This is a genomic window from Anaerobacillus sp. 1_MG-2023 (assembly GCF_030547345.1).
GTDB classification, from domain to species: Bacteria; Bacillota; Bacilli; order Bacillales; family Guptibacillaceae; genus Guptibacillus; species Guptibacillus hwajinpoensis_B.
In genome coordinates this window covers 139,612-162,194 of the sequence record NZ_JAUORD010000011.1, presented here as the reverse complement: position 1 = coordinate 162,194, position 22,583 = coordinate 139,612, and the positions used below count along the sequence as shown (strand labels likewise).

General features: G+C 39.2%; 21 protein-coding genes. 7 read left to right on the top strand and 14 right to left on the bottom strand.

From position 1 onward, the window contains the following. The first annotated feature begins 197 nt into the window (after positions 1-197). A complete protein-coding gene (locus Q4550_RS17545) occupies positions 198-827 on the top strand; it encodes a YktB family protein (RefSeq protein WP_303534924.1) in 630 nt (209 codons plus the stop codon). A gap of 24 nt (positions 828-851) precedes the next feature. Here the strand turns inward: Q4550_RS17545 and Q4550_RS17540 are convergent, their stop codons facing one another. Both Q4550_RS17540 and Q4550_RS17535 read right to left on the bottom strand, forming a co-directional pair. Further along, positions 852-1,124, bottom strand: a complete 273-nt coding sequence (locus Q4550_RS17540) for a UPF0223 family protein (protein WP_194221278.1) — start codon at positions 1,122-1,124, stop codon at positions 852-854. Positions 1,125-1,144: 20 nt separating this feature from the next. Next, positions 1,145-2,098 (bottom strand): NAD(P)H-dependent flavin oxidoreductase, encoded by a 954-nt coding sequence (locus tag Q4550_RS17535; protein ID WP_303534955.1) that lies wholly within the window; start codon positions 2,096-2,098, stop codon positions 1,145-1,147. Positions 2,099-2,486: 388 nt separating this feature from the next. Between Q4550_RS17535 and Q4550_RS17530 the strand changes: the two genes are divergently transcribed. Further along, a complete protein-coding gene (locus Q4550_RS17530; protein WP_303534922.1) occupies positions 2,487-3,962 on the top strand; it encodes an aminotransferase class I/II-fold pyridoxal phosphate-dependent enzyme in 1,476 nt (491 codons plus the stop codon). A gap of 39 nt (positions 3,963-4,001) precedes the next feature. Here the strand turns inward: Q4550_RS17530 and Q4550_RS17525 are convergent, their stop codons facing one another. After that, positions 4,002-4,115 (bottom strand): GapA-binding peptide SR1P, encoded by a 114-nt coding sequence (locus Q4550_RS17525; RefSeq protein WP_098443236.1) that lies wholly within the window; start codon positions 4,113-4,115, stop codon positions 4,002-4,004. 199 nt (positions 4,116-4,314) lie between these two features. Here Q4550_RS17525 and Q4550_RS17520 point away from each other — a divergent pair, with 199 nt between their 5' ends. Further along, positions 4,315-4,695: a DUF1885 family protein gene (locus Q4550_RS17520; RefSeq protein WP_303534921.1), complete on the top strand. Its 381-nt coding sequence runs from the start codon at positions 4,315-4,317 to the stop codon at positions 4,693-4,695. A 16-nt stretch (positions 4,696-4,711) separates the two neighbouring features. On the opposite strand, the gene Q4550_RS17515 is transcribed toward Q4550_RS17520, so the two are convergent. Further along, entirely contained in the window at positions 4,712-5,587 is an 876-nt protein-coding gene (locus tag Q4550_RS17515) for a polysaccharide deacetylase family protein (protein ID WP_303534920.1), read from the bottom strand. Positions 5,588-5,942: 355 nt separating this feature from the next. Here Q4550_RS17515 and Q4550_RS17510 point away from each other — a divergent pair, with 355 nt between their 5' ends. After that, the gene (locus tag Q4550_RS17510; RefSeq protein ID WP_303534919.1) at positions 5,943-7,457 is read left to right on the top strand and encodes a glycine betaine uptake BCCT transporter; all 1,515 of its coding nucleotides are present in this window, start codon (positions 5,943-5,945) and stop codon (positions 7,455-7,457) included. Between the two features lie 654 nt (positions 7,458-8,111). On the opposite strand, the gene lpdA is transcribed toward Q4550_RS17510, so the two are convergent. The 5 genes from lpdA to Q4550_RS17485 form a co-directional block, all read right to left on the bottom strand. Continuing rightward, the gene (lpdA, locus tag Q4550_RS17505) at positions 8,112-9,521 is read right to left on the bottom strand and encodes a dihydrolipoyl dehydrogenase (protein WP_224879540.1); all 1,410 of its coding nucleotides are present in this window, start codon (positions 9,519-9,521) and stop codon (positions 8,112-8,114) included. A gap of 4 nt (positions 9,522-9,525) precedes the next feature. Beyond that, positions 9,526-10,839, bottom strand: a complete 1,314-nt coding sequence (locus tag Q4550_RS17500) for a dihydrolipoamide acetyltransferase family protein (protein ID WP_283152306.1) — start codon at positions 10,837-10,839, stop codon at positions 9,526-9,528. Between the two features lie 99 nt (positions 10,840-10,938). Then, a complete protein-coding gene (locus Q4550_RS17495) occupies positions 10,939-11,916 on the bottom strand; it encodes an alpha-ketoacid dehydrogenase subunit beta (protein WP_159782242.1) in 978 nt (325 codons plus the stop codon). A gap of 3 nt (positions 11,917-11,919) precedes the next feature. Continuing rightward, entirely contained in the window at positions 11,920-13,002 is a 1,083-nt protein-coding gene (gene pdhA / locus Q4550_RS17490) for a pyruvate dehydrogenase (acetyl-transferring) E1 component subunit alpha (protein WP_194221270.1), read from the bottom strand. A gap of 547 nt (positions 13,003-13,549) precedes the next feature. Next, on the bottom strand, positions 13,550-14,221 hold the full coding sequence (locus tag Q4550_RS17485; RefSeq protein ID WP_303534913.1) for a YkyA family protein: 672 nt from the start codon (positions 14,219-14,221) through the stop codon (positions 13,550-13,552). A 419-nt stretch (positions 14,222-14,640) separates the two neighbouring features. Between Q4550_RS17485 and def the strand changes: the two genes are divergently transcribed. After that, positions 14,641-15,183 (top strand): peptide deformylase, encoded by a 543-nt coding sequence (def, locus tag Q4550_RS17480; RefSeq protein WP_303534911.1) that lies wholly within the window; start codon positions 14,641-14,643, stop codon positions 15,181-15,183. A 51-nt stretch (positions 15,184-15,234) separates the two neighbouring features. On the opposite strand, the gene Q4550_RS17475 is transcribed toward def, so the two are convergent. Together Q4550_RS17475 and Q4550_RS17470 are read right to left on the bottom strand one after the other, a co-directional pair. Further along, on the bottom strand, positions 15,235-16,011 hold the full coding sequence (locus Q4550_RS17475) for a Cof-type HAD-IIB family hydrolase (protein ID WP_303534909.1): 777 nt from the start codon (positions 16,009-16,011) through the stop codon (positions 15,235-15,237). A 57-nt stretch (positions 16,012-16,068) separates the two neighbouring features. Beyond that, a complete protein-coding gene (locus Q4550_RS17470; RefSeq protein WP_303534907.1) occupies positions 16,069-16,974 on the bottom strand; it encodes a DMT family transporter in 906 nt (301 codons plus the stop codon). 430 nt (positions 16,975-17,404) lie between these two features. Here Q4550_RS17470 and Q4550_RS17465 point away from each other — a divergent pair, with 430 nt between their 5' ends. Further along, positions 17,405-17,614, top strand: coding sequence for a DNA-dependent RNA polymerase subunit epsilon (locus Q4550_RS17465; protein WP_303534906.1), 210 nt, complete (start codon positions 17,405-17,407; stop codon positions 17,612-17,614). 3 nt (positions 17,615-17,617) lie between these two features. Beyond that, entirely contained in the window at positions 17,618-19,285 is a 1,668-nt protein-coding gene (rnjA, locus tag Q4550_RS17460; RefSeq protein WP_194221264.1) for a ribonuclease J1, read from the top strand. Between the two features lie 50 nt (positions 19,286-19,335). Here the strand turns inward: rnjA and Q4550_RS17455 are convergent, their stop codons facing one another. The 3 genes from Q4550_RS17455 to Q4550_RS17445 form a co-directional block, all read right to left on the bottom strand. Beyond that, the gene (locus tag Q4550_RS17455; RefSeq protein WP_194221263.1) at positions 19,336-20,001 is read right to left on the bottom strand and encodes a potassium channel family protein; all 666 of its coding nucleotides are present in this window, start codon (positions 19,999-20,001) and stop codon (positions 19,336-19,338) included. Between the two features lie 104 nt (positions 20,002-20,105). After that, positions 20,106-21,131, bottom strand: coding sequence for a cytochrome d ubiquinol oxidase subunit II (locus Q4550_RS17450; RefSeq protein WP_303534903.1), 1,026 nt, complete (start codon positions 21,129-21,131; stop codon positions 20,106-20,108). Positions 21,132-21,157: 26 nt separating this feature from the next. After that, complete coding sequence (locus tag Q4550_RS17445) at positions 21,158-22,492, bottom strand: cytochrome ubiquinol oxidase subunit I (RefSeq protein ID WP_194221261.1); 1,335 nt, start codon at positions 22,490-22,492, stop codon at positions 21,158-21,160. Between the last annotated feature and the right edge of the window lie 91 nt (positions 22,493-22,583).

The window sequence follows — 22,583 nt, the reverse complement described above, 5'->3', positions numbered from 1 at the left end:
AATATTCTGATATTTCTGCTTTGATTAATATATCTTATGCTTTACCTGTCGACTATGCAACCTCTTTATTTGTTTCTATTTTTCCTCTTTTTCGCACATTTCAAACCTATCATGACACACCAATCGTCATTTTATATGTAAATGTTCGGTCTATGTTACTATAAGAATATAAATTTTTTGTCGTATTGGAGGATAATATGTCTTTTAAAGGATTTACTCAAACTGATTTTCAATCATTCGAAATTGATGGACTTGAGGCTCGAATGGAAGCCATACAAGAGCGTATTCAACCAAAATTCACTGCCATTAGCGAGGAAGTTAAAAGCGATCTTGAGATTCTTGCTGGAAATGAGATGCACCTTCACATTGCTCGTCATGCAAGACGAACGAAGAATCCTCCCGTTGATACGTGGATGGCGTTTTCGCATAACAAACGCGGGTACAAAATGCATCCTCACTTTCAAATCGGGCTTTTTGATGATCATGTCTTTGTATGGCTTGCATACATTTACGAGCTTCCAGGAAAGCCACAAATGGCTTCCTTATTTTTAGATCACTTAAATGAACTAAAGAAAGATATTCCAACTTCATATTGGATCTCTACTGACCACACTAAGAAAAAAGCAAGTCACCCCATCAAGGATAGTGATCTGGATAAAGTACTCACCCGCTTTAGAGATGTAAAGAAGGGCGAATTTCTAGTTGGTCGTCATTTTGCCAGTGACGACCCTTTATTGAATGATGGAGAGAAATTTATTGAAGAGGTCAAACAAACTTTTGAGACCCTAATGCCTATCTATCAACTTTCACTTCAAGCAACAAAATAAACCAGGGGAATAATCCCCTGGTTTTTATTTATTCATTTTTACTTTATCGCGTTCTGTTTCTCTTGCTTCTTTAACTACATGATAAGTTGAAAATCCTGTCTCTTTATCGAACTGTCTAAATATCTGCTTTTCCTCTGATTTAGAGGGAACGACATCTTTAAATGCATGATAGCTACTAATCAATTCGCCCTTATGAACCCCTCTGTCATATGTTTGCTCAATTAATTGAAAAAAGTTCACAACTTTGATGACTTCTTCTTTACTCCAATCAATTGAAATAGGATATTGCACTTCCATTTTCAATCTCCTTTCTCACTTTACCATTTTAATCGAATTTCGTTTGCTTCTTTATCCATACGATCAAATAACTCCGCTACTGAAGGAACATCATTGATCGCTCCCATAACCTGACCTGCCCAAGCAAAGCCTTCCTCTTCTTTTCCATCATATATAAATTTCCTGTTTGCTTCACCGCTTATGTATTCTTTAAGAAGGTCATATCCTCCCTGATTTGCTTCAATTTGTGAAATCTCTTGAGCAAACACATTCCTAATAACTCTTGCAGGTGCTCCAATACTACGCTTAATAATCATAGTATCCGTTTCAGACCCTTGAAGCAAACGACGCTTGTAAACATCATGAGCATGGGTACATTCTTTTGTAGCAATAAATCGTGTACCCATTTCAATTCCCTCAGCGCCAAGTGCGAGAGAAGCCATTAGCGCTCGTCCATCACCTATTCCTCCTGAAGCAATAACCGGAATAGACACAGCATCAACTACTTGAGGAACGAGTACCATCGTACCAATATCATCCTTTCCAAGATGTCCTCCCCCCTCTTGCCCGACAACCATTACTGCAGTAGCTCCTAACTCTTCTGCTTTTACTGCTTGTCTTTTACTAGCAGTCAAAACAAGAACTTTCACATTCGTTCCTTTTACCATATCAAATACCGGCTTAGGGTTTCCACCGGTAACCGAAATGATCTCCACCCCTTCGTGAATGGCTGCTTCAAGCATATGCTCAAAGGGTCTTCCGTGTTGACCAATCGCAAAGTTCACTCCAAATGGCTTATCGGTGAGACTTTTAGTAAGGGCGATTTCTTCTTTAAGCAGTGTTGCTGACTCCATAGACATAGCTGTGAGCTGCCCTAATCCTCCTGCGTTGCTAACAGCAGAAGCTAATTCGTGATATGCAAGATAGGCGAGACCCCCTTGAACGATTGGTCTTTCAATACCTAATAACTGAGTAATTCGCGTATTCCACTTCATCATGAATCCTCTCCTTATGATAACCCATTTCGAGAGTTAGAAGTGATCTCCTCTTTTCTGTTCTAGGAACGATGCTTCCTTATATAGTTGATCTATAAGCATGGGTTTAAAATAAAACTTGCAAATTATCCCTCATGTGATTATACTCAGTTTGTTTAAGGCAGAAAGAAGTCCTATAACCAATGTTCTTCTTTTAAGTGCCATATCTGGCTATACAAAAAGTTCACTTAGACTAAACCCGCTTTCCACTAACTACTGTGGAGGGCTTTATCTAGTAACGTATAAGCTATATTACTGATTTCAAGATTTTCGGCTCATTCGGTATAAAAGAGCAGACGATCTACATCGTTATTCATTTAACCAAAGTATAAATAAAGAGGTGCTGGATTTGCAACAACGCGAAACACCATTGTTCACTGGTTTAGTAAACCACGCTAACAAAAACCCTATTCAATTTCATATACCTGGCCACAAAAAGGGCGCTGGCATAGATCCTGAATTTCGTTCTTTCATAGGCGAAAACGCCCTGTCAATTGATTTAATTAACATTCAACCACTTGATGACCTCCATCATCCACACGGTATGATTAAGCAAGCACAGGATCTAGCTGCTGAAGCTTTTGGCGCTGACGCAACCTTTTTCTCTATTCAAGGAACAAGCGGAGCAATCATGACAATGGTTATGACTGTATGTTCACCTGGAGATAAAATAATTGTACCGAGAAATGTTCATAAATCTGTCATGTCAGCAATCATTTTCTCAGGTGCAACACCAGTATTCATTCACCCAGAAATTGACCCTAAGCTTGGCATTTCACACGGCATTACTCCCATAGCCGTAAAAAAAGCATTAGAGCAGCATCCTGACGCCAAAGGGGTACTTGTGATAAACCCCACTTATTTTGGTATATCCGCTAATCTTGAGGAGATCGTCACGATTTCTCATGAGTATGACGTTCCAGTATTAGTTGATGAAGCTCACGGTGTTCATATTCATTTCCACGAGCGCCTGCCCGTTTCAGCCATGCAAGCTGGTGCAGATATGGCAGCTACAAGTGTGCATAAATTGGGGGGATCAATGACTCAAAGTTCCGTCCTTAATGTAAAAGAAGGGCTTGTTTCTGCAAAACGTGTCCAAACCATAATTAGCATGCTAACAACTACTTCCACTTCGTATATCCTTCTTGCTTCTCTTGACGTTGCAAGAAAAAGATTGGTCATGGATGGATATGATTTAATTGAACGCTCCATACAACTTGCAGAAGAAGCGAGAAAGCAAATAAATGATATTTCTCCTCTATATTGTGTCGGGCAAGAAATCCTTGGAACGAACGCTACTTACGATTATGATCCTACGAAATTAATCATTTCTGTTCATGACCTTGGAATTACTGGCTATGAAGCTGAAGTTTGGCTTCGAAAAGAAGCAAACCTTGAAGTAGAGCTTTCTGATTTGTATAACTTATTATGTATTGTAACTCCTGGCGATACCGAGGAAACAACCAGCGCTCTTGTTCATGCTCTAAAAGACATGGTAGAAGCCTTCAAAGAGACAGAAGGTTCAATCACTAAAAAGTTTGATGTTCACGCTCCAGATATCCCGATTCTAGCTGTTTCACCTCGAGATGCTTTTTATTCTGAAACAGAGGTAATTCCATTTAAAGAATCGGCTGGTCGGGTCATTGCAGAATTTGTGATGGTTTATCCACCCGGAATTCCAATCTTCATCCCAGGTGAAATCATTACAGAAGAAAACTTAACATATATCGAAGAAAACATTGAAGCTGGACTACCGGTTCAGGGGCCTGAAGACGACGAATTAGTTCACATTCGGGTCATTAAAGAATATAAAGCCATTAAATAAGAGGCGGCCAATTGGCCGCCTCTTTCTTTGCTATATACGTTATTTTTTATCTTTTTTATTGCATTCCGGGCATCTGCTATAAAGTGTACTTACCTTCTCTTCATGTACGTGATCAATTGTTTTTTCGCAAGTTTGGCAAATGATAATACCCATTCTCAACACCCCTTAAGTTAGTTTTGAAAACGCTTCCGTTTCGCTTAACTTCATAATAGTGTGTCACAATTGATTTGTCAACACTATATTGTATATCACATTATATTCTTTTTGTGTCCAATATGTGTGGATGAACGACCAATTGTCAGAATACAATTTACACTGTACACTTTATTATATGACGATGGGAGGAATGATCATGCCTCAAAGTGCTTACTTAAAACCAAAAACGGAAGATGAACTATCACTTGAGCATATTAAAAGCTTACTTTCCTACTACACGGACATAACATCCAAAACTGGAGAGCAACTTTCTTGGTCCTATAGTGAGTCTGCTTTCCCCTACACTATGATTGAACAAGTGGATAGAGACATTTGGTTTTATTTAAAAGGAAAACATAGTGATTATCGGATGATTATCATCGGTTTAGTAGACAGCAAACTTCAGATTGTTCTACCGGATCAATCCACTCACGGTGATAAAGCGAAAGCGAATGAATTGTGTAAATTTCTTGCAAATAAATTACAGGCCGATCTTACTCTTTTTAACGGTAGAACAATGTATTACGTAAAAAAATAAACAGCCAAATGGCTGTTTATTTTTGTAAAGGTTCAATTTCTTCAGGGTCAATTAAGTTATAATCTTTATCTCTTAATCCTTTCACAATATCTCCTAAGGCAGCAGCTGTCCAATCACGGTCATGCATAAGTAAGTTTGCCCCATTTTGAAGTAGCGGTGAATTTACCATAATGTCTTTGATTGCATCTTCACTTTGATATTCCTTCACCCAGTCATACCCATATGTCCAATTCATCACGAGCATGCCTTCTTCTTCGGCTAATGACTTCGAAAAGTCAGTATTAGATCCAAATGGTGCTCTAAAGAATTTCGGCTTTTCTCCAATTACTTCTTCGATCATTTCATTTACCTTCAATATCTCTTCTTTTTGCTCTTCTTCTGATAATGTTTTGAGATCAGCATGCGTCATCGTATGGTTTCCTATTTCAAAGCCCATATCATAAATTTCTTTTAACCTTGCTTTTTCTTCATCTGTATCAATAAAATGACCATTAATAAAGAAAATGGCAGGAGCATCTAGTTCTTTTAATGTTTTTGCCATTTCTACTGCATTCGTGTCTGGAGCATCGTCAATTGTAAGTAGAACCGCTTCAGCAGGAGCATCATTTATCGGTTCAAAACCCCAAAAAGCTTCGTTAAGTCGATATTCAGGCTCTACTACTTCTGCAGTAGCTTCTTCTTCTTTCTGATCCTCTGATTCAGCATTATTTGTCGCGTCTGAATCTGTTTCTTCTTTATTTGTTTCTTCGTTTGTCTCTTGCTCATTTGAAACTTCACTATTGTTTGCTTCATTCGTTGATGCTTCTGAATTTTCTTGTGAACCAGCATTTGTAGAACACGCTGCTACAAAAAGCAAAAGCGCTAATGTCATCCATTTCAATGTGTTTGTCATTTCTCTCTCCCCTTATCTAGTCTCATTTCATCATAAACGAATTAATGAACAGTATAAAGAGGAAATTGTAACAAATAACCAACTATCCACCCATCTATTTTTCAACTATTCCGACTTCCTTTCTGACATGGTTTTTTCCTTTACAACGTTTATAACAACAAATATACTAGACAACGTGTCTTTTGCTTGACTTGTCCTGAAGCCTGTTAATAAAAGGGAATAGGGCGCTTACCTGCATAGTTTTGGTAACGACAGGTAACATTGAGTACACATACATTTTATTTCCTGTGTATAAAAGTGCTTTCAGATGACAGTACTATTTTTTGGAATTAATTTAGAAAGGTGATGATGAAATTTGAATAAGCTTACAGCAGTCTTTATTATCTCTGTACTTCTGTCTCTAATCTTTATTTCTTGGGGAACGATTTCTCCTGAGTCATTAGATTCGACTACAAGCTCCCTTCAAAGCTTTCTTCAAGTGAAGTTTGGATGGTTTTATTTATTAGCAGCGTCAGGCTTTCTTATTTTTGCTATTTATCTTATCTTTTCGAAGTATGGAAGACTTCGACTTGGTAAAGAAACCGATGTACCTGAATATAACCTAATTACATGGTTTGCTATGCTTTTTTCAGCCGGAATGGGGATTGGACTTGTATTCTGGGGTGTAGCAGAGCCGATGTTCCACTACTATGATCCTCCAGCTGGGGCAGCTGGTCAGTCAGATGAAGCAGCGCGACTAGCCTTTCAATACAGCTTCTTCCACTGGGGACTTCACCCGTGGGGAATTTACACAGTCGTTGCTCTCGCACTTGCATTCTTTAAATTTAGAAAAGGTGCACCAGGCTTAATCAGTGCGATTTTCTATCCAATTCTTGGAGAACGTGTAAATGGACCAATTGGTAAACTTATCGACGTTATTGCTGTCATTGCAACTGTATTTGGTGTCGCGACGTCACTTGGCTTTGGTGCTTCTCAAATAGGCGGAGGAATTTCCTATTTAACAGGCATTGAAAATTCATTTACAACACAGTTAATCATTATTCTTATTGTAACTGTCCTCTATATGATCTCTGCTTCAACGGGGATTTCAAGAGGGATTAAGTATTTAAGTAATACAAACATTGTGCTAGCGATCTTGCTCATGTTCTTCCTGTTATTCGCAGGACCTACAAACTTTATTATGGACCTCTTCACATCTACACTTGGATCTTACATTCAAAACCTACCAAGTATGAGTCTCCGTATGAGACCTTTTGAAGGGTCGTCTTGGATCCAGAGCTGGACAATCTTCTATTGGGCATGGTGGATTGCTTGGGCTCCATTCGTTGGAACATTTATTGCTCGTGTATCAAAAGGTCGAACGATCAGAGAATTTGTTCTTGGTGTCCTTTTAGTTCCGACAATCTTTGGTGGATTATGGTTCTCCGTATTTGGAGGGTCAGCTATTTCACTTGATATGGCAGGAACAGGTATTTACGACATTATCAATAACCAAGGTATGGAAGTTGCGCTATTCGCTGTACTTGAGCAATATCCACTTGGAACAACCATGTCGATTATTGCCATTTTACTAATCAGCACATTCTTTATTACTTCAGCTGACTCAGCAACATTCGTCCTTGGAATGCAAACGACGAACGGTAGCATGAATCCTTCCACCAAAGTGAAATTAACTTGGGGTGTGATTCAGTCATCTGCTGCTGCAGTTCTGCTTTGGTCTGGAGGATTAGGAGCCCTTCAAACGGCTTCTATCATCGCTGCATTCCCGTTTGCTATCATTATAATAGGAATGGTCATTTCTCTCATTAAAGCCTTCAAACAAGAGAAAATACCTCCTAGACCACCTAAGAAAGATGATCCAAAATCATAAACCACAAAAAGCGTCCTACCCTCTTGGTAGGACGCTTTTTCATTTACCTTCTAACTATTATATTAATGAACGTTATCGAAATTAGTTTATAATCTATAACCAACCGTAGAAAGCCTAATCTTTAAATAGATACGTCCATCAAATCAAATGGTATAGATAGATAATAATGAATGCCAGAGTAGAAGAAAAAGTAATCAAATAGATAAGCTCTCTACCTATTCTAACCATTTGAACAGAAATGGTACAAATAAGATAAAGAAAAACTAAAAATAATATAATCTTAAATCCAATATGATCTCTAGGAGAATAATAAACAAGTTGAAAAAAAGCAAACCAGATCAAAAGCTGAATGCAAATAACTTTTCCATACATGGAACGGCACCTCCGTATGATACAGTGTCCTATTCTCAAATGTATGTGTAAGTACATCTCCTAATCGCTTCATTTCTATATTTAGTTTCCAATAAATAAAGAAAACTAAACATACCTAATCCATTCGGTTATATTTATGAATGTGGTGCATTTCCAACCTCTATTAACTAATCAGAGCAATTGAATCAACTTGAATGAATTATAAAATTATCATGAGCGGTCTGCTCATTCTCCATATAAAAACTCCAGAGACTATTGTCTCTGGAGTTTTTATATTAATTATTAACCAATGTGAATTGGAGTACCTAGAGCTACTTCAGCAGCTTCCATAGTAATTTCTCCAAGTGTTGGGTGAGCATGAATTGTAAGCGCAATGTCTTCAGCTGTCATACCAGCTTCGATTGCAAGACCAAGCTCAGCAATCATATCAGAAGCGTTAGGACCAGCAATTTGAGCGCCGATCACTAGGCCATCTTCTTTACGAGTGATAAGCTTCATGAATCCTTCACTGTCGTTAAGAGACAATGCACGGCCGTTAGCGCCGAATGGGAATTTAGATGCTTTCACATCGAATCCTTGATCTTTTGCTTCTTGTTCAGTGTAACCAACTGAAGCGAGTTCTGGGTCAGAGAAAACAACCGCAGGAATTGCAAGATAGTCAATCACAGAGTTTTCACCACTGATCGCTTCTGCAGCTACTTTACCTTCGTAAGAAGCTTTATGAGCAAGTGCAGGACCTTCTACGATATCACCAATAGCATAGATGTTATCGAAGTTTGTACGACACTGCTTATCAATCTTCACAAGACCTTTGTCCGTCATTTCAACGCCAAGTTCTTCAAGACCGATTTCATTTGTATTAGGCTTACGACCAACTGTAACTAGTACATAATCAGCGTCAAACGTCTGCGTTTCACCTTTGATTTCTGCTGTTACTGTTACGCCGTCTTCTGTTTCTTCAACGCCTTGTGCAAGAGCTTGAGTAATGATTTCTACATTACCTTTCTTCTTAAGACGACGAGAAACAAGAGAGCTCATTTGTTTTTCGAATCCAGGTAGAATTTGCTTCGTACCTTCAAGGATTGTTACTTCAGTACCAAAGTTTGCGTACACAGTACCAAGTTCGATACCGATGTATCCTCCGCCGATAACAACCATTTTCTTAGGAACTTCGTCAAGTGCAAGTGCACCAGTTGAAGAAATAACGCGCTTGCTCCATTTGAAGCTTGGAAGTTCGATTGGGCGAGATCCTGTTGCGATGATGCAGTTGTTGAATGTATACGTTTGAGAGTTCTTTTCGTCCATGATACGAACTGTGTTCTTATCGACGAAATAAACTTCACCACTGATAACATCAACTTTATTTGATTTCATAAGTCCTGCTACGCCACCAGTAAGCTTGTCAACAACAGAAGACTTCCACTCCTGAACTTTCTTCATGTCAACGCTCACGTTCTCAGCAGTGATTCCGATATCATCGGAATGCTTTGCAGACTCATATTTATGAGATGCATTAATCATTGCTTTTGAAGGAATACAGCCGACGTTTAAGCAAACTCCGCCTAGAGTTCCTTTGTCAGCAATGGCAACTTTCTGACCAAGCTGTGCTGCACGGATTGCAGCAACATATCCACCTGGTCCAGCTCCTACTACAAGTGTGTCTAATTCGATTGGAAAATCTCCTACTACCATATTATTACGCCTCCATCATTAAGAGTTGTGGATCGTTCAACAGACGCTTGATGTGGTTAAGAGCAAGTTGTGCTGTTACGCCATCAATAAGTCTGTGGTCGTAGCTGATCGATAGAGCAAGAACAGGTGCAGCAACGATTTCTCCGTCGATAACAACTGGCTTCTCCTCAATACGACCAATACCAAGAATAGCAGCATCCGGGTTGTTGATGATTGGGGTAAACCATTGACCACCAGCAGAACCCAAGTTAGAAATAGTACATGTGCTACCTTTCATATCGTCCCCTGATAGTTTACCATCGCGAGCTTTTTTAGCCAACTCATTAATTTCAGATGAAACATTAAGAAGTGGCTTACGGTCTGCTTCTTTCACAACTGGAACAACTAGTCCAGCGTCAGTGTTAGCAGCGATACCGATGTTGTAGTAATGCTTGTGTACGATTTCGTCAGTAGAATCATCAATAGATGCATTCAACATTGGGAATTCGCGAAGTGCAGAAACAAGTGCTTTTACAACGTATGGAAGGTAAGTTAGCTTCACATCTTTGTCTGCAGCATATTGTTTGAACTTCTTACGGTGAGCAACAAGATCTGTTACAACAATTTCATCCATGTGAGTTACGTGTGGAGCAGTATGCTTCGAGTTAACCATTGCTTTAGCAATTGCTTTACGCATACCTTTCATCTTCTCACGAGTTTCTGGTTGTGCAGATGCTTGTGGCTGTGCAGATGTAGTAGAAGCTTCTTGCTTCGCTTCAGCTTTTTCTTCTGTCGCTGCTGGAGCTTCAGAAGCTGCTTCGCCTCCACCATTCAAGTGAGTGTCGATATCTTCTTTCACAACGCGACCATTCTTACCAGAACCAGATACTTTAGAAATGCTTACGCCGTTTTCACGAGCATACTTACGTACTGCTGGCATAGCGATAACGCGTTTAGTAGGGTCTGTTTCTTCGTCGTCTTCAGGAAGTGGTTTTGATCCAGCGCTGTCTTCTTTCGCTTCTGATTTAGCTTCTGCTTTAGGAGCTTCTTCTTCAGCTTGCGGCTGTTCAGCTGCTGGTTCTTCTTCTGCATCTTCATAACCTTCTGCGTCGAAAGTGATGACTACATCTCCAACAATAACAGTTGCACCTTCTTCAGCGTGAACTTCTTTAACTGTTCCGTCTACTGGAGAAGGGATTTCAACAACAGCTTTGTCGTTTTGTACTTCTGCAAGAATATCGTCTTCTTTTACTTCATCTCCGGATTTAACAAACCATTTTACGATTTCGCCTTCATGGATACCTTCACCGATATCCGGCATCTTAAATTGAAATGCCACGGGACTTCGCCTCCTAATTGTAGAAAAATTTTGCTCATATAAGATCTGAAGCGAAGCGCATAATGCGGCTTCACTTCATGTTTTTTTATAAAAAGTTAATTAGAAATTAACTACTTGTGTAGCTTTTTCGATGATGTCAGTGTGATCAGGAAGCCATACATCTTCAGCAGCTGAGAATGCGAATACAGTATCAGGTGCAGCTACGCGAAGCACTGGTGCTTCAAGGCTTAGGATTGCGCGGTCGTTGATTTCTGCTACAACGTTAGCTGCAATTCCTGCTTGCTTTTGAGCTTCTTGAACAACAATTGCACGATTTGTTTTTTCAACAGAGGCAATAATTGTATCGATATCGAGCGGGCTAACCGTACGAAGGTCGATTACTTCTGCACTAATGTCGTTCTTTTCAAGCTCTTCAGCAGCTTTAAGAGAAGCCTGAACCATCGCACCGTAAGTTACGATTGTGATGTCAGTACCTTCACGTTTTACTTCAGCTTTACCAATTTCAATTGTGTATTCTTCTTCAGGAACTTCCTGACGGAAAGAACGATAAAGCTTCATGTGCTCAAGGAAAATAACTGGATCGTTATCACGAATCGCAGAAATAAGAAGTCCTTTTGCATCATAAGGGTTTGAAGGGATAACAACTTTTAGCCCTGGCTGTTGCGCCATTAGACCTTCAAGGCTATCCGCGTGAAGTTCTGGTGTTTTAACGCCGCCACCAAATGGTGAACGAACAGTAATCGGCGCGTGGAAAGAACCGCCTGAACGATAACGAAGGCGAGCCATTTGACCGGAAATAGCATCCATTACTTCGTATACAAATCCAAAGAACTGAACTTCTGGCACTGGACGGAATCCAGTAAGTGCAAGTCCGATAGACATGCCACCGATACCTGATTCAGCAAGCGGAGTATCGAATACGCGATCTTCGCCAAATTCCTTTTGAAGTCCTTCTGTCGCACGGAAAACGCCGCCGTTTTGACCTACGTCCTCACCGAATACGAGTACGTTCTCGTCATTTTTCAACTCCGTACGCATCGCATCAGTGATTGCTTGAATCATTGTCATTTGCGCCATAGCTTACTTCGACTCCTTTGCACTATATTGTTCGTATTGTTCACGAAGGTTCTGTGGAAGCTCTTCGTACATGTTAGAAATAAGATCCGTCACTTTTTGCTTAGGAGTGCCATCTGCTTTTTTAATAGCAGCTTTGATTTCTTCCTTCGCTTTATCGACTACTTCGTTTTCTTTCTCTTCAGACCAAAGGTTTTTGCTCTCAAGATACTTGCGGAAACGAACGATTGGATCTTTCTTTTCCCACTCGCTATCTAGATCTTCAGAGCGGTAACGAGTTGGATCGTCACCAGCCATTGTATGTGGACCATAGCGGTAAGTCATTGTCTCAATTAGAGTTGGACCTTCGCCATTAATTGCGCGTTCACGAGCGTCAGTAACTGCTTTATAAACAGCAAGAACGTCCATGCCGTCTACTTGAACACCCTGGATACCAGCCGCAACTGCTTTTTGAGCGATTGTTTTCGCTGCAGATTGCTTTTCAACTGGAACAGAGATTGCAAAACGGTTGTTTTGCACAACAAAGATAGCTGGGGCAGCATATGCACCTGCAAAGTTCATTCCTTCATAGAAATCACCTTGTGAAGCACCACCGTCACCAGTGTAAGTGATCGCTACGTTTTTCTTGCCTTTTTTCTTAAGTCCAAGTGCAACACCAGCAGTTTGTGTAATTTGAGCACCGATGATGATTTGTGGGCTCAACACGTTCAGGCCATCAGCCTGGTTCCCTACAAAGTGACCACGAGAGAATAAGAATGCTTTATATAATGGAAGACCGTGCCAGATGATCTGTGGAACATCACGGTAACCTGGAAGAATCCAGTCCTCTTTATCAAGTGCAAACTGACTTCCTAGTTGTGAAGCTTCTTGTCCTGCAGTTGGTGCGTAGAAGCCAAGACGTCCTTGACGGTTCAAAGAAATTGAACGCTGATCAAGAATACGTGTGTACACCATGCGGCGCATTAGTTCTTGAAGCTGCTCATCTGATAGTTCAGGCATTGCTTCTTTGTTCACGATTTCGCCATTTTCATTTAGAATCTGGAACATTTCGAATTGGCCTTCAATGTTTTCGATGGTTTTTGTTCCCATACCTTTCACCTCATCCTTTCATTCATAAAGAGATAGATTATTGAATTGCAATAGTGCAATTATGAGTGGGTCGTTCAGTTTACAGACATAACTAGCATGTCCATTTCAACGTTATTAAATGACAAATAGCATTCATTAAATTGCATTACTTAAGACAACACTCAATGTCATACCCTTAATCCTGAAGAAATAATCCCTAGCGCTATGTATTACTGCGAATAATAGTCTGTATCAGTAAGATTAAGGAAGTGCTTCTCTTCATGAGTAAGTTCGTTTTTAAGTTTACAATACAGTAAGTTTCAAGTCAATTAATTGATTTAATAATTGCGTGTTAAAAGATGAAAACCAAACTGTTACATTACATAATCCCACACTGTACTAGTGTAAATATTTAGGGGGATTATATTTAAAGTCGTCCATTTTGCTAACGATTTACCTTTTTTCCTTGTTGTTGGACGATCATTCAACTTAATTTATCCTTATCGAGCTATAAACTAAGGAAATGGAGAAGATCAAAAAGAACCGCTCAAGTTGAGCGGTTCTTAGGTTATTCTGTGTAGTTTACGTCTAATTCAGCTGATTGGTAAAATGCTTTTTTCGCTTCATTAAACTCAGTTGTATATTTATTGAACTCTTCTTTATGCTCAGACACTTTACTGTACTGATCATTTACAATCTTAATTTGTTCCTGAAGCTGATCTAATGTAAGTTCTTTATCTTGAAGTGAACTGTAGAGCTTCTTATCTTGTTTCACTGCTTCTTCATATTCTTTATTGAGCTTTTCATAAGCTTCATATCGCTTATCCATTGTCTCAATAAGAATCTTAGCGTCCTTTTTAGCAGCGTCACCTTCAAGGTCTTCTGTTAGATCTTTAATTTCTTCAAATTCTTTGTACGCTTCATCTATACTTTCTTTTTCCTTTTTTAAGTACTCAAGTCTTTTATCCGTATTTTCTTCTGCTTCCTTTGAAAGCTTTTCGACTTCATCGAACTCATCCATACTTAGTGCAACAATGTCATCATAAATTTCTTGTTCCTTTTTTTCTGCTTTAGCTAACGGTTCTTGTTGTTCCCTAAACTGATCTTCAAGCGCGACCGCTTCTTCTAAATGATCATACATTTTTTCTTCTGTACTACCACCGAATTGACAACCCGCTAAACCAATTAAAAGAAAACAGAAAAAAAGAGAAATAATTCCCAAGCGATATTTACGTAGCAAAAAAAGTCCCCCCACATATCCAATTCATACCAATTGATTTCACATCACTGATTACTATACCACAAGACAGTTCTCAATAGAATACTCCATTTTTACAACACCCCAAAATTATCAGAACCCCTTTCCGTTAATACACTTATCGCTTTAGACTTTTATGTTAGGGGCCTGCTCCTCTATGCTTTCTTGTTAGCTCATCTTCTTTATTATTTAAGGTTAGTAAGACTTGCCATTTTAAAGGATTTTCAGTTATGTTGGGTTGTGCTAAACTATCACTATTGTAAGATTTTAATGGTGATGAAATAAGGAAATCAACTTTTCCAAAAAGTTTGCTTAAATCAGAGCAATTTCTTTATTCCCTTCATAAAGTTGAATATAATTAATATTAGAATGACCGTTTTTGAATAGGAGTGAATGATGATATGTTAACCATGAAAGATATTCGCAGAGAAGGAGATCCAATTCTTGAGAAAGAAGCGAAAGAGATTGATCTTCCTGCATCAGAAGACGATAAACAAACTTTAAGAGAAATGCTTGAGTTTCTTAAGAATAGTCAGGATCCTGAAACTGCACTTGAATATGAACTGCGCTCAGGTATTGGTATTGCAGCGCCACAAATTGGCATTAGTAAGCGGATGATTGCTGTCCATGTGTCTGATCAAAGAGGCACTTTATACAGCTATGGAATTTTGAATCCTAAAATCATAAGCCATTCAGTTGAAAAAACCTATTTAGATGGTGGCGAAGGGTGCTTATCTGTGGATCGTGAAGTTCCTGGTGCAGTACCGCGTTATGCACGCATTACCGTAAAGGGTGTGGACGCTGAAGGAAATCCTCTTAAGCTTAGATTAAAAGGACTACCTGCCATTGTTGTCCAACATGAAATCGACCATCTTGACGGGGTTATGTTTTATGATCGAATTAATAATGAAGAGGCAAATGAACTTTCTCCATTAGGTAGCTAATTTAATAAGTATTAATAAAGGGATCGCAATTATCATTGCGATCCCTTTCTATTATAGTAGTCCTACTTTTTTAAGACCTTGTTGAATACCATCTTGGTCAACTGCATCAGTCACTATATCAGCCACTGCCTTCACTTCATCATATCCATTTCCCATCGCTATACCCGTCCCTGCAAATTTCAACATTTCTATATCGTTCAACGCATCTCCAAAAGCATACGTATTTTCACGTTTAAAACCGAGATGGTCGATCATAGCTTCAATGCCTCTTGCCTTTGAACCACCAGGAGGAATTACATCCATTGAATAATCATGCCAGCGAATAAAATCAAGGTTACCATATGCATCGCGATATCCATTCTCTTCTTTACTCTCACAGAACAATAGCGCCTGATAAATATCTCTCGAATGATAATAAGAAGGATCATACCCAGGATAGTGCATTTTAAGATCATCCATACTTTTCATAATATGTGGATGCTCATCGTGATTACTCATCATTGCTTCATGATCGAGAAAGACCATTGGATGACCCTTTCTCCTTGCTTCTTCTTCAAGTACAGAGATTTCTTCACGACTAAGAGGGTTCGTTAAAACAACCTTTTCTTGATGTTTCACATACTGACCATTAAAACTAATAAACGTATCTATCCCAAGGTTCTCTCTTAGATCTGCAAACATAAAAGGAGCTCTTCCGGTAGCAATCGCTACATGGACACCTTTTTCGGTTAAAGCTTTTAAGGACTCTCGTGTTGAAGATGGGATTTGTTTATTATGATCAAGAAGCGTCCCATCGATATCAAAAAATACAATTTTCTCATTGTGCATTATTTTCACCTATCTTCACTAGTTTTTCTATGAGCACTAACCTTAATATGCGAGTAATCAAGCTGACTTCTTTATAGAATTCACTTCGCGATTTGCTTTCCTACCTGACATGTAGACACCAATAAAAATACAAAGCAGCCCAATGATCATAGGGAACGTAATTACTTCATTTAAATAAACACTACCCCAAATCAAAGCTGTCACTGGCACAAGGTATGTTACAAGAGTGGCAAACTCTGCACTCCCCTTCTGAATCATATAATAGAAAAGTAAATAAGCGAGACCTGAGCCAAACACGCCTAGACCAATAAGCGATATTAGAATATCACGTTGTAGCAAGAAGGTAAACTCAATGCCTCCGTCTCCAAACAGGACCATTAATAGCCCCCCGCCTACTGCCCCAATCGTAAGCGTGATAAATGACAAAACATCAACTGGCACATCTTTCAAATTCTTTTTCGTGAATTGGGAAGCAAAGCCATAGCACCCTGTTGCAATAAGCATAGGTAAGATCCCCCACACATCTCCCTGCACTAATTCCTGAATATCCAGATCAATGAGAAAGATAATTCCAATAAACCCTACGATAATTCCTGACCATTGCTTTTGAAATAGAATTCTACCGAAGAAAAGCGCACCAATTACGCTTGTAAAAAGGGGTGTCGTTGCATTAAGAGTAGCAGCAAGACTGCTTGTAATTCGCTCTTCGCTTAATGCAATCATTCCCCAGGGAATGAGCGCATTCATTACCCCAATCGTGATAAGGCTCGCCCAGGGTAGATCCTTTCTTATCCATTGAAGGCGCCTTCTGATCAGTAAGTACATGAATAAAGCTAGTGCACCTAGCAAACATCTAAAGAACACTACTCCCCATGGTCCTACAATAGGTACTATTAATTTTATGAACATGAAGGACATGCCCCATATTAAGCTGAGTGAAATAAGTGCGGCATAAAGTCTCATTGGTACCCCCTTTGTGTATGTAATTTTGTATAAATAGCCCTATGTATTTATAGTTTTACGTAAAGCTAATCATCCCTTATGCTATACCACTATCTTATGTTACATTAAATGGCATCAAGTGTCTTCGGTTATGACATCCACCTTTTCCCAAATTAATTCAATCAGCGTTGATAAATACTAGGCTTAGTTATCAAAAAAAGGAAGGGTGAGCATAATGTATCGTAAAATGAAACGTAAACTAATTAAAACCTGGAGAAATGTGCTATTTCCACAACCGAAGTATTCCATTGATTAACGTAAATTGCACATAAATTCATGCGAATTCTCCTATTTCTTATGGAAATGTGGTTAGAAACATGAAAAAGAAACCAATTTCCTATATAATAAACGAAGATGCACACAAATTGTCTGAGTTAAGGAGAGATTTAGAATGATTTATAAGGTATTTTATCAAGGCACTAAAAAGGAGGTTCCTGTAAGAGAGCGAACAATGAGCCTATACGTAGAGGCTGCTTCTGAACGGGAAGTTCGCTACAAGCTTAAGGAACGTGACATTAATATCGAATTTATTCAAACCGTGGAAGATGACTTCTTAGAGTTTGAGCAAAAATCAGAGCACTTTGAATTGGAGAATGTATAGACTATGAAATTTGTTAAAAATCATCAAACCGCCGTTTTCGCTTTAGGTGGACTCGGAGAAATCGGTAAAAACATGTACGGTATTCAGTTTCAAGACGAGATTATTCTTGTTGATGCGGGGATTAAGTTTCCTGAGGAAGAACTATTAGGAATTGACTACGTAATTCCTGATTATTCTTATCTCGTAAAAAATCAGGATAAGATTAAAGGTCTCTTTATTACGCACGGTCACGAAGATCATATAGGCGGCATCCCCTACTTACTTCGTGAAATCAATGTTCCTATTTACGGAGGAAAGCTTGCTTTAGGGTTTATTAGAAATAAGCTTGAAGAGCACGGCCTTCTACGTGGGGCATCCCTAAATGAAATTACAGAAGAAGATATTATTAAATTTAGAAAGACTTCTGTTATGTTCTTTAGAACAACACACAGTATTCCGGATTCCTTTGGGGTTGTTGTTAAAACACCTCCAGGTAACATTGTTCATACAGGAGACTTTAAGTTTGATTTCACACCAGTCGGTGAACCAGCAAACTTAACAAAAATGGCTGAGATTGGTAAAGAAGGCGTTCTAGCTCTTCTTTCTGACAGCACAAACAGTGAAGTTCCTGGATTCACAATGTCCGAGCGTCGCGTTGGTGAAACCATTCAAGATATCTTTAGAAAAGTAGACGGACGCGTTATTTTCGCAACATTCGCATCCAATATTCACCGCCTACAGCAAGTGGTTGAAGCAGCTGTCGAAAATGGACGTAAAGTAGCTGTATTTGGTCGTAGTATGGAGTCCAACATTACAATTGGACAAGAACTTGGCTATATTAATGCACCTAAAGATACGTTCATTGATGCCAATCAAATTAATCGACTACCTGAAAACAAAGTGACGATTCTTTGTACAGGAAGTCAGGGTGAGCCAATGGCTGCTCTATCTCGAATTGCGAATGCGACGCATCGTCAAATTCAAATCATTCCTGGAGATACAGTTGTCTTCTCTTCTTCACCTATCCCTGGTAACCAGGTAAGTGTATCAAGAATCATTAACCAGCTTTCTCGCGCAGGCGCTGACGTGATTCACCATAAACTAAGTGACATTCACACATCTGGTCACGGTGGTCAAGATGAGCAGAAGCTTATGCTTCGTCTCATTAAGCCAAAATTCTTTATGCCAATTCACGGTGAGTATCGCATGCTTAAGATGCATACGAAGCTTGCTCAGGATTGCGGAATTCCACAAGACCATTCCTTTATTATGGATAATGGTGAAGTTCTTGCTCTTAGCGAGAACGAAGCTTCGATTAGCGGTAAGATTCCATCTGGCTCTGTTTATGTAGATGGTAAAGGGATCGGGGATATTGGAAACATTGTTCTTAGAGACCGTAAAATTCTCTCTGAAGAAGGTCTAGTTATTGTCGTTGTCTCCATTAACATGAAAGAGTTTAAGATTCTTTCAGGTCCAGATATTATTTCACGAGGATTTGTTTATATGAGAGAATCTGGTGATTTGATTAATGATGCTCAAGAGCTATTATCGAAACATCTTAATGGCGTCATGGAAAAGCGTACAAGTCAATGGTCTGAAATTAAAAATGAAATTACAGATACTCTTGCACCATTCCTTTACGAGAAAACGAAACGTCGCCCTATGATCCTTCCGATCATTATGGAAATTTAATTATACAAAAGAGCCTGTCGCTTTTGCGACAGGCTCTTTTTTGTTATTCATTAATCTCGGTTCAAAATTTGGCGTTCAAGACGATTAATGTCCTGATCTGATCCTATTACAATAAGAATGTCTCCTTTGGAGATCTTCTGATCAGCTTGAGGAGATACAATAATCTCATCACCTTTTTTAATAGCGACAATATTGGCACCATACTTCGCCCGAATATCAAGTTCAATAATCGTCTTATTATCCATTCTAGAATTAGCAATAAGCTCAACAATGCTGTGTTCATCAGATAGCTCTAAATAGTCTAAAACGCTATTTGAGACCATACTGTGTGCAATTCGGACACCCATATCACGTTCCGGGTGAACAATCTTATCAGCACCGATTTTATTCAAAACCTTCTCGTGATAATCATTTTGTGCTTTAACCGTAATTTTGCTAACGCCAAGCTCTTTTAGAATTAAAGTTGTTAAAATACTTGATTGAATGTTATCCCCGATCGCTACGATAACGTGATCAAAGTTTCGAATACCGAGGTTCTTTAGAACACTCTCATCTGTTGAATCTGCGATCACAGCATGTGTAGCCACTGAAGAAAATTCATTCACTTTATCTTCATCCATATCAATTGCGAGGACTTCCATCCCCTGCTGACTTAATGACTTACAAATGCTTCCTCCAAAACGGCCGAGTCCAATTACGGCAAACTGCTTTTTCAACGCACACTCCTCCTACTCATTCAGAAAGAAACGCGCGCCAGCAAATATGCTGACGCACTATCAATACTATCCTACCACTCTTATCATCAGTGTCAATATTCTCTCTAAGACTTATTATTCTTATTCCCTTTGACATACTCTGCATCAAATAAAAAGAGTCTCATCAGCAATATTAAAGAAGGAACTAGGAGAAAAAGTCCTGCAATAAAAGCGAAGACTAGGTAGATCCCCGTCGTTTCATTCGTATACCCTGAATAGATTGTAATATAGTCATATAAAATCCACGGTAAATGTGATACGCCGTATCCAAAGAATGCGAAGAAGAATTGCAACATAACAAAGATAAAAGCCGTACCATATCTTTTCCGATTGAAAATGAGATATGTTGCCACTAGGAAACAGAAAAGAGATGCGATAAAGAACCAGGCATAATCAAGAATTCGCTCAAAGTGAACTGGATTATGCTGCTGAAGAGCTACGAACACAAGAATACTAGATAAAATGGTTGGAGCGCTCCAGAACAGTGCATATTTTCTTAAAAGCTCAAGTGCAGGTTGGTCATTCGCTCGACTAGCATAATAGGTTAGAAAGGCGGCGCTAATAAATAGAACCGACACGATCGCTAAGAGCACGACTGACCAAGAATAAAAGCTTGAAAATAATTCCCCTGCCAAAAACTTAACTTCACCGTTCACCTCTTCAATAAATCCACCTTCTGATAGAGTTAACGCTGTGGACAGAGAAGCAGGTATTAGTAATCCTGTCACTCCATATAAAAAAGTATAGACTCTGCTTTTCTTGGCGCCGTAATTTCCAAAGGCATAGAACGAGCCTCGGATGGCTAGTAGTATGATCGCGATACTACCTGGAACAAGCAACGCGGTTCCATAATAATAGGCAGTATCAGGGAAAAAACCTACTAAACCAACAAAAAAGAAAACAAAGAACACATTCGTCACTTCCCACACTGGGGATAAATAACGACTAATAATTTTATTTATAATATGATCTTTTCCTGAGAGTTCTCCATAATAGGCAAAGAATCCTGCCCCGAAATCTATGGAGGCTGTGATCAAATACCCATATAGAAAAACCCATAACACCGTTATTCCTACTAACTGAATGTCCATTATTTCACCCCTCTCAATCGAAGCAATTATTTCAATTTAGCGATTTCCTCAAGTTCATTTTCAGCTGGATTAGTATTGAACATTTTCTTAAGGACAGTAACAGTAAGCGTTCCAAGAACAATGTAAAGAAGAAGGAATAAGATAAACATCCATCCGACGCTGTCCGCAGTTGTTGCAGCTTGTCCTGTTCTGAGAATATCCCATAAGATCCATGGCTGGCGACCTACTTCTGAGAAAATCCATCCAAATTCAATCGCAAGGACTGAGAGTGGCCCCGCCAAAACAATTAACCGTAAAAACCATTTATTTTCCGTGTTAAATCGTTTTAACCTTAGCGCAATCACGTAGAAAAAGGTTAAAGCAGCGAGAAACATTCCGATTCCGACCATCCCGTCAAAAAGGTAATGAATGAATAATGGTGGCACTTCATCTTCAGGTACTTGATCAAGTCCCATTACTTCCGCATTTGGATTACCATGAGCAAGGATACTTAAGAAGTTCGGTAATACTAGCCCATATTTTACTTCATCCGTTTCTTTATCTAGAAATCCGCCCACGACAAGATCTGCATTTTCTGATGTTTCAAAGTGCCATTCTGCGGCTGCAAGCTTACTTGGTTGATATTCAGCTAAAAATTTACCAGAAAAGTCACCAATCACGGCCGTCCCAATCGCAAAGATAAATCCTGCGGTCATAGTAAGCTTTAGAGCTTTCCTATAATAAGTACTACGCTTACCCTTAAGCATTTTAAATGCCGTTATAGCAGCTAGTACAATAGCAGAAGTGAGGTATGCGGACATGACCACGTGGCCTACTTTCGTTGGTGTTGCTGGGTTGAACATCGCTGCGAGTGGTTCAATATTTGTTAATACACCATCAACTATATCAAATCCCTGCGGAGAGTTCATAAAAGCATTTACAGTGGAAATAAAGAAAGCAGACAGTGTAGAGCCAATCACAACTGGAATCGATATAAACCAGTGATAGATCGGTTTTTTGAATCGATCCCACGTATAAAGATAAATTCCAAGAAAAATAGCTTCAAAGAAGAAAGCGAACGTTTCAAGGAATAACGGTAAACTAATGACCTGTCCTGCTAACTGCATGAAATTCGGCCATAAAAGTGATAATTGCAGACCTATCGCTGTACCAGTTACAACACCGACAGCAACGGTAACGACGAACCCTCTAGCCCAGCGGCGCGCTAGCAATGTGTAATAAGGGTCGTTCCGTTTAATCCCTATCCATTCAGCAAGGCTAATTAATAATGGGACACCAACACCTAACGTAGCAAAAATAATATGAAAACCTAACGTTAGACTTGTTAATAGACGACTTAGAGTCGCTGAATCTAGTTCCAAATTATTCATCCCCTTTGTTCCAATTTCATATCATCTGTTACTCAACTTCCCTTATCATTCACAATAAAAACGATTGTACCTTTGAATTACA

Bases quoted from the DNA above. Each gene is read 5' to 3' on its own strand.
- pdhA (WP_194221270.1), bottom strand. From the start codon at position 13,002: ATGGGAACAAAAACCATCGAAAACATTGAAGGCCAATTCGAAATGTTC.
- lpdA (WP_224879540.1), bottom strand. From the start codon at position 9,521: ATGGTAGTAGGAGATTTTCCAATCGAATTAGACACACTTGTAGTAGGA.
- Q4550_RS17525 (WP_098443236.1), bottom strand. From the start codon at position 4,115: ATGGGTATTATCATTTGCCAAACTTGCGAAAAAACAATTGATCACGTA.
- Q4550_RS17535 (WP_303534955.1), bottom strand. From the start codon at position 2,098: ATGAAGTGGAATACGCGAATTACTCAGTTATTAGGTATTGAAAGACCA.
- Q4550_RS17495 (WP_159782242.1), bottom strand. From the start codon at position 11,916: ATGGCGCAAATGACAATGATTCAAGCAATCACTGATGCGATGCGTACG.
- Q4550_RS17470 (WP_303534907.1), bottom strand. From the start codon at position 16,974: ATGAGACTTTATGCCGCACTTATTTCACTCAGCTTAATATGGGGCATG.
- Q4550_RS17450 (WP_303534903.1), bottom strand. From the start codon at position 21,131: ATGGACATTCAGTTAGTAGGAATAACGGTGTTATGGGTTTTTCTATAT.
- Q4550_RS17475 (WP_303534909.1), bottom strand. From the start codon at position 16,011: ATGCACAATGAGAAAATTGTATTTTTTGATATCGATGGGACGCTTCTT.
- Q4550_RS17540 (WP_194221278.1), bottom strand. From the start codon at position 1,124: ATGGAAGTGCAATATCCTATTTCAATTGATTGGAGTAAAGAAGAAGTC.
- Q4550_RS17545 (WP_303534924.1), top strand. From the start codon at position 198: ATGTCTTTTAAAGGATTTACTCAAACTGATTTTCAATCATTCGAAATT.
- Q4550_RS17520 (WP_303534921.1), top strand. From the start codon at position 4,315: ATGCCTCAAAGTGCTTACTTAAAACCAAAAACGGAAGATGAACTATCA.
- def (WP_303534911.1), top strand. From the start codon at position 14,641: ATGTTAACCATGAAAGATATTCGCAGAGAAGGAGATCCAATTCTTGAG.
- rnjA (WP_194221264.1), top strand. From the start codon at position 17,618: ATGAAATTTGTTAAAAATCATCAAACCGCCGTTTTCGCTTTAGGTGGA.
- Q4550_RS17515 (WP_303534920.1), bottom strand. From the start codon at position 5,587: ATGACAAACACATTGAAATGGATGACATTAGCGCTTTTGCTTTTTGTA.
- Q4550_RS17465 (WP_303534906.1), top strand. From the start codon at position 17,405: ATGATTTATAAGGTATTTTATCAAGGCACTAAAAAGGAGGTTCCTGTA.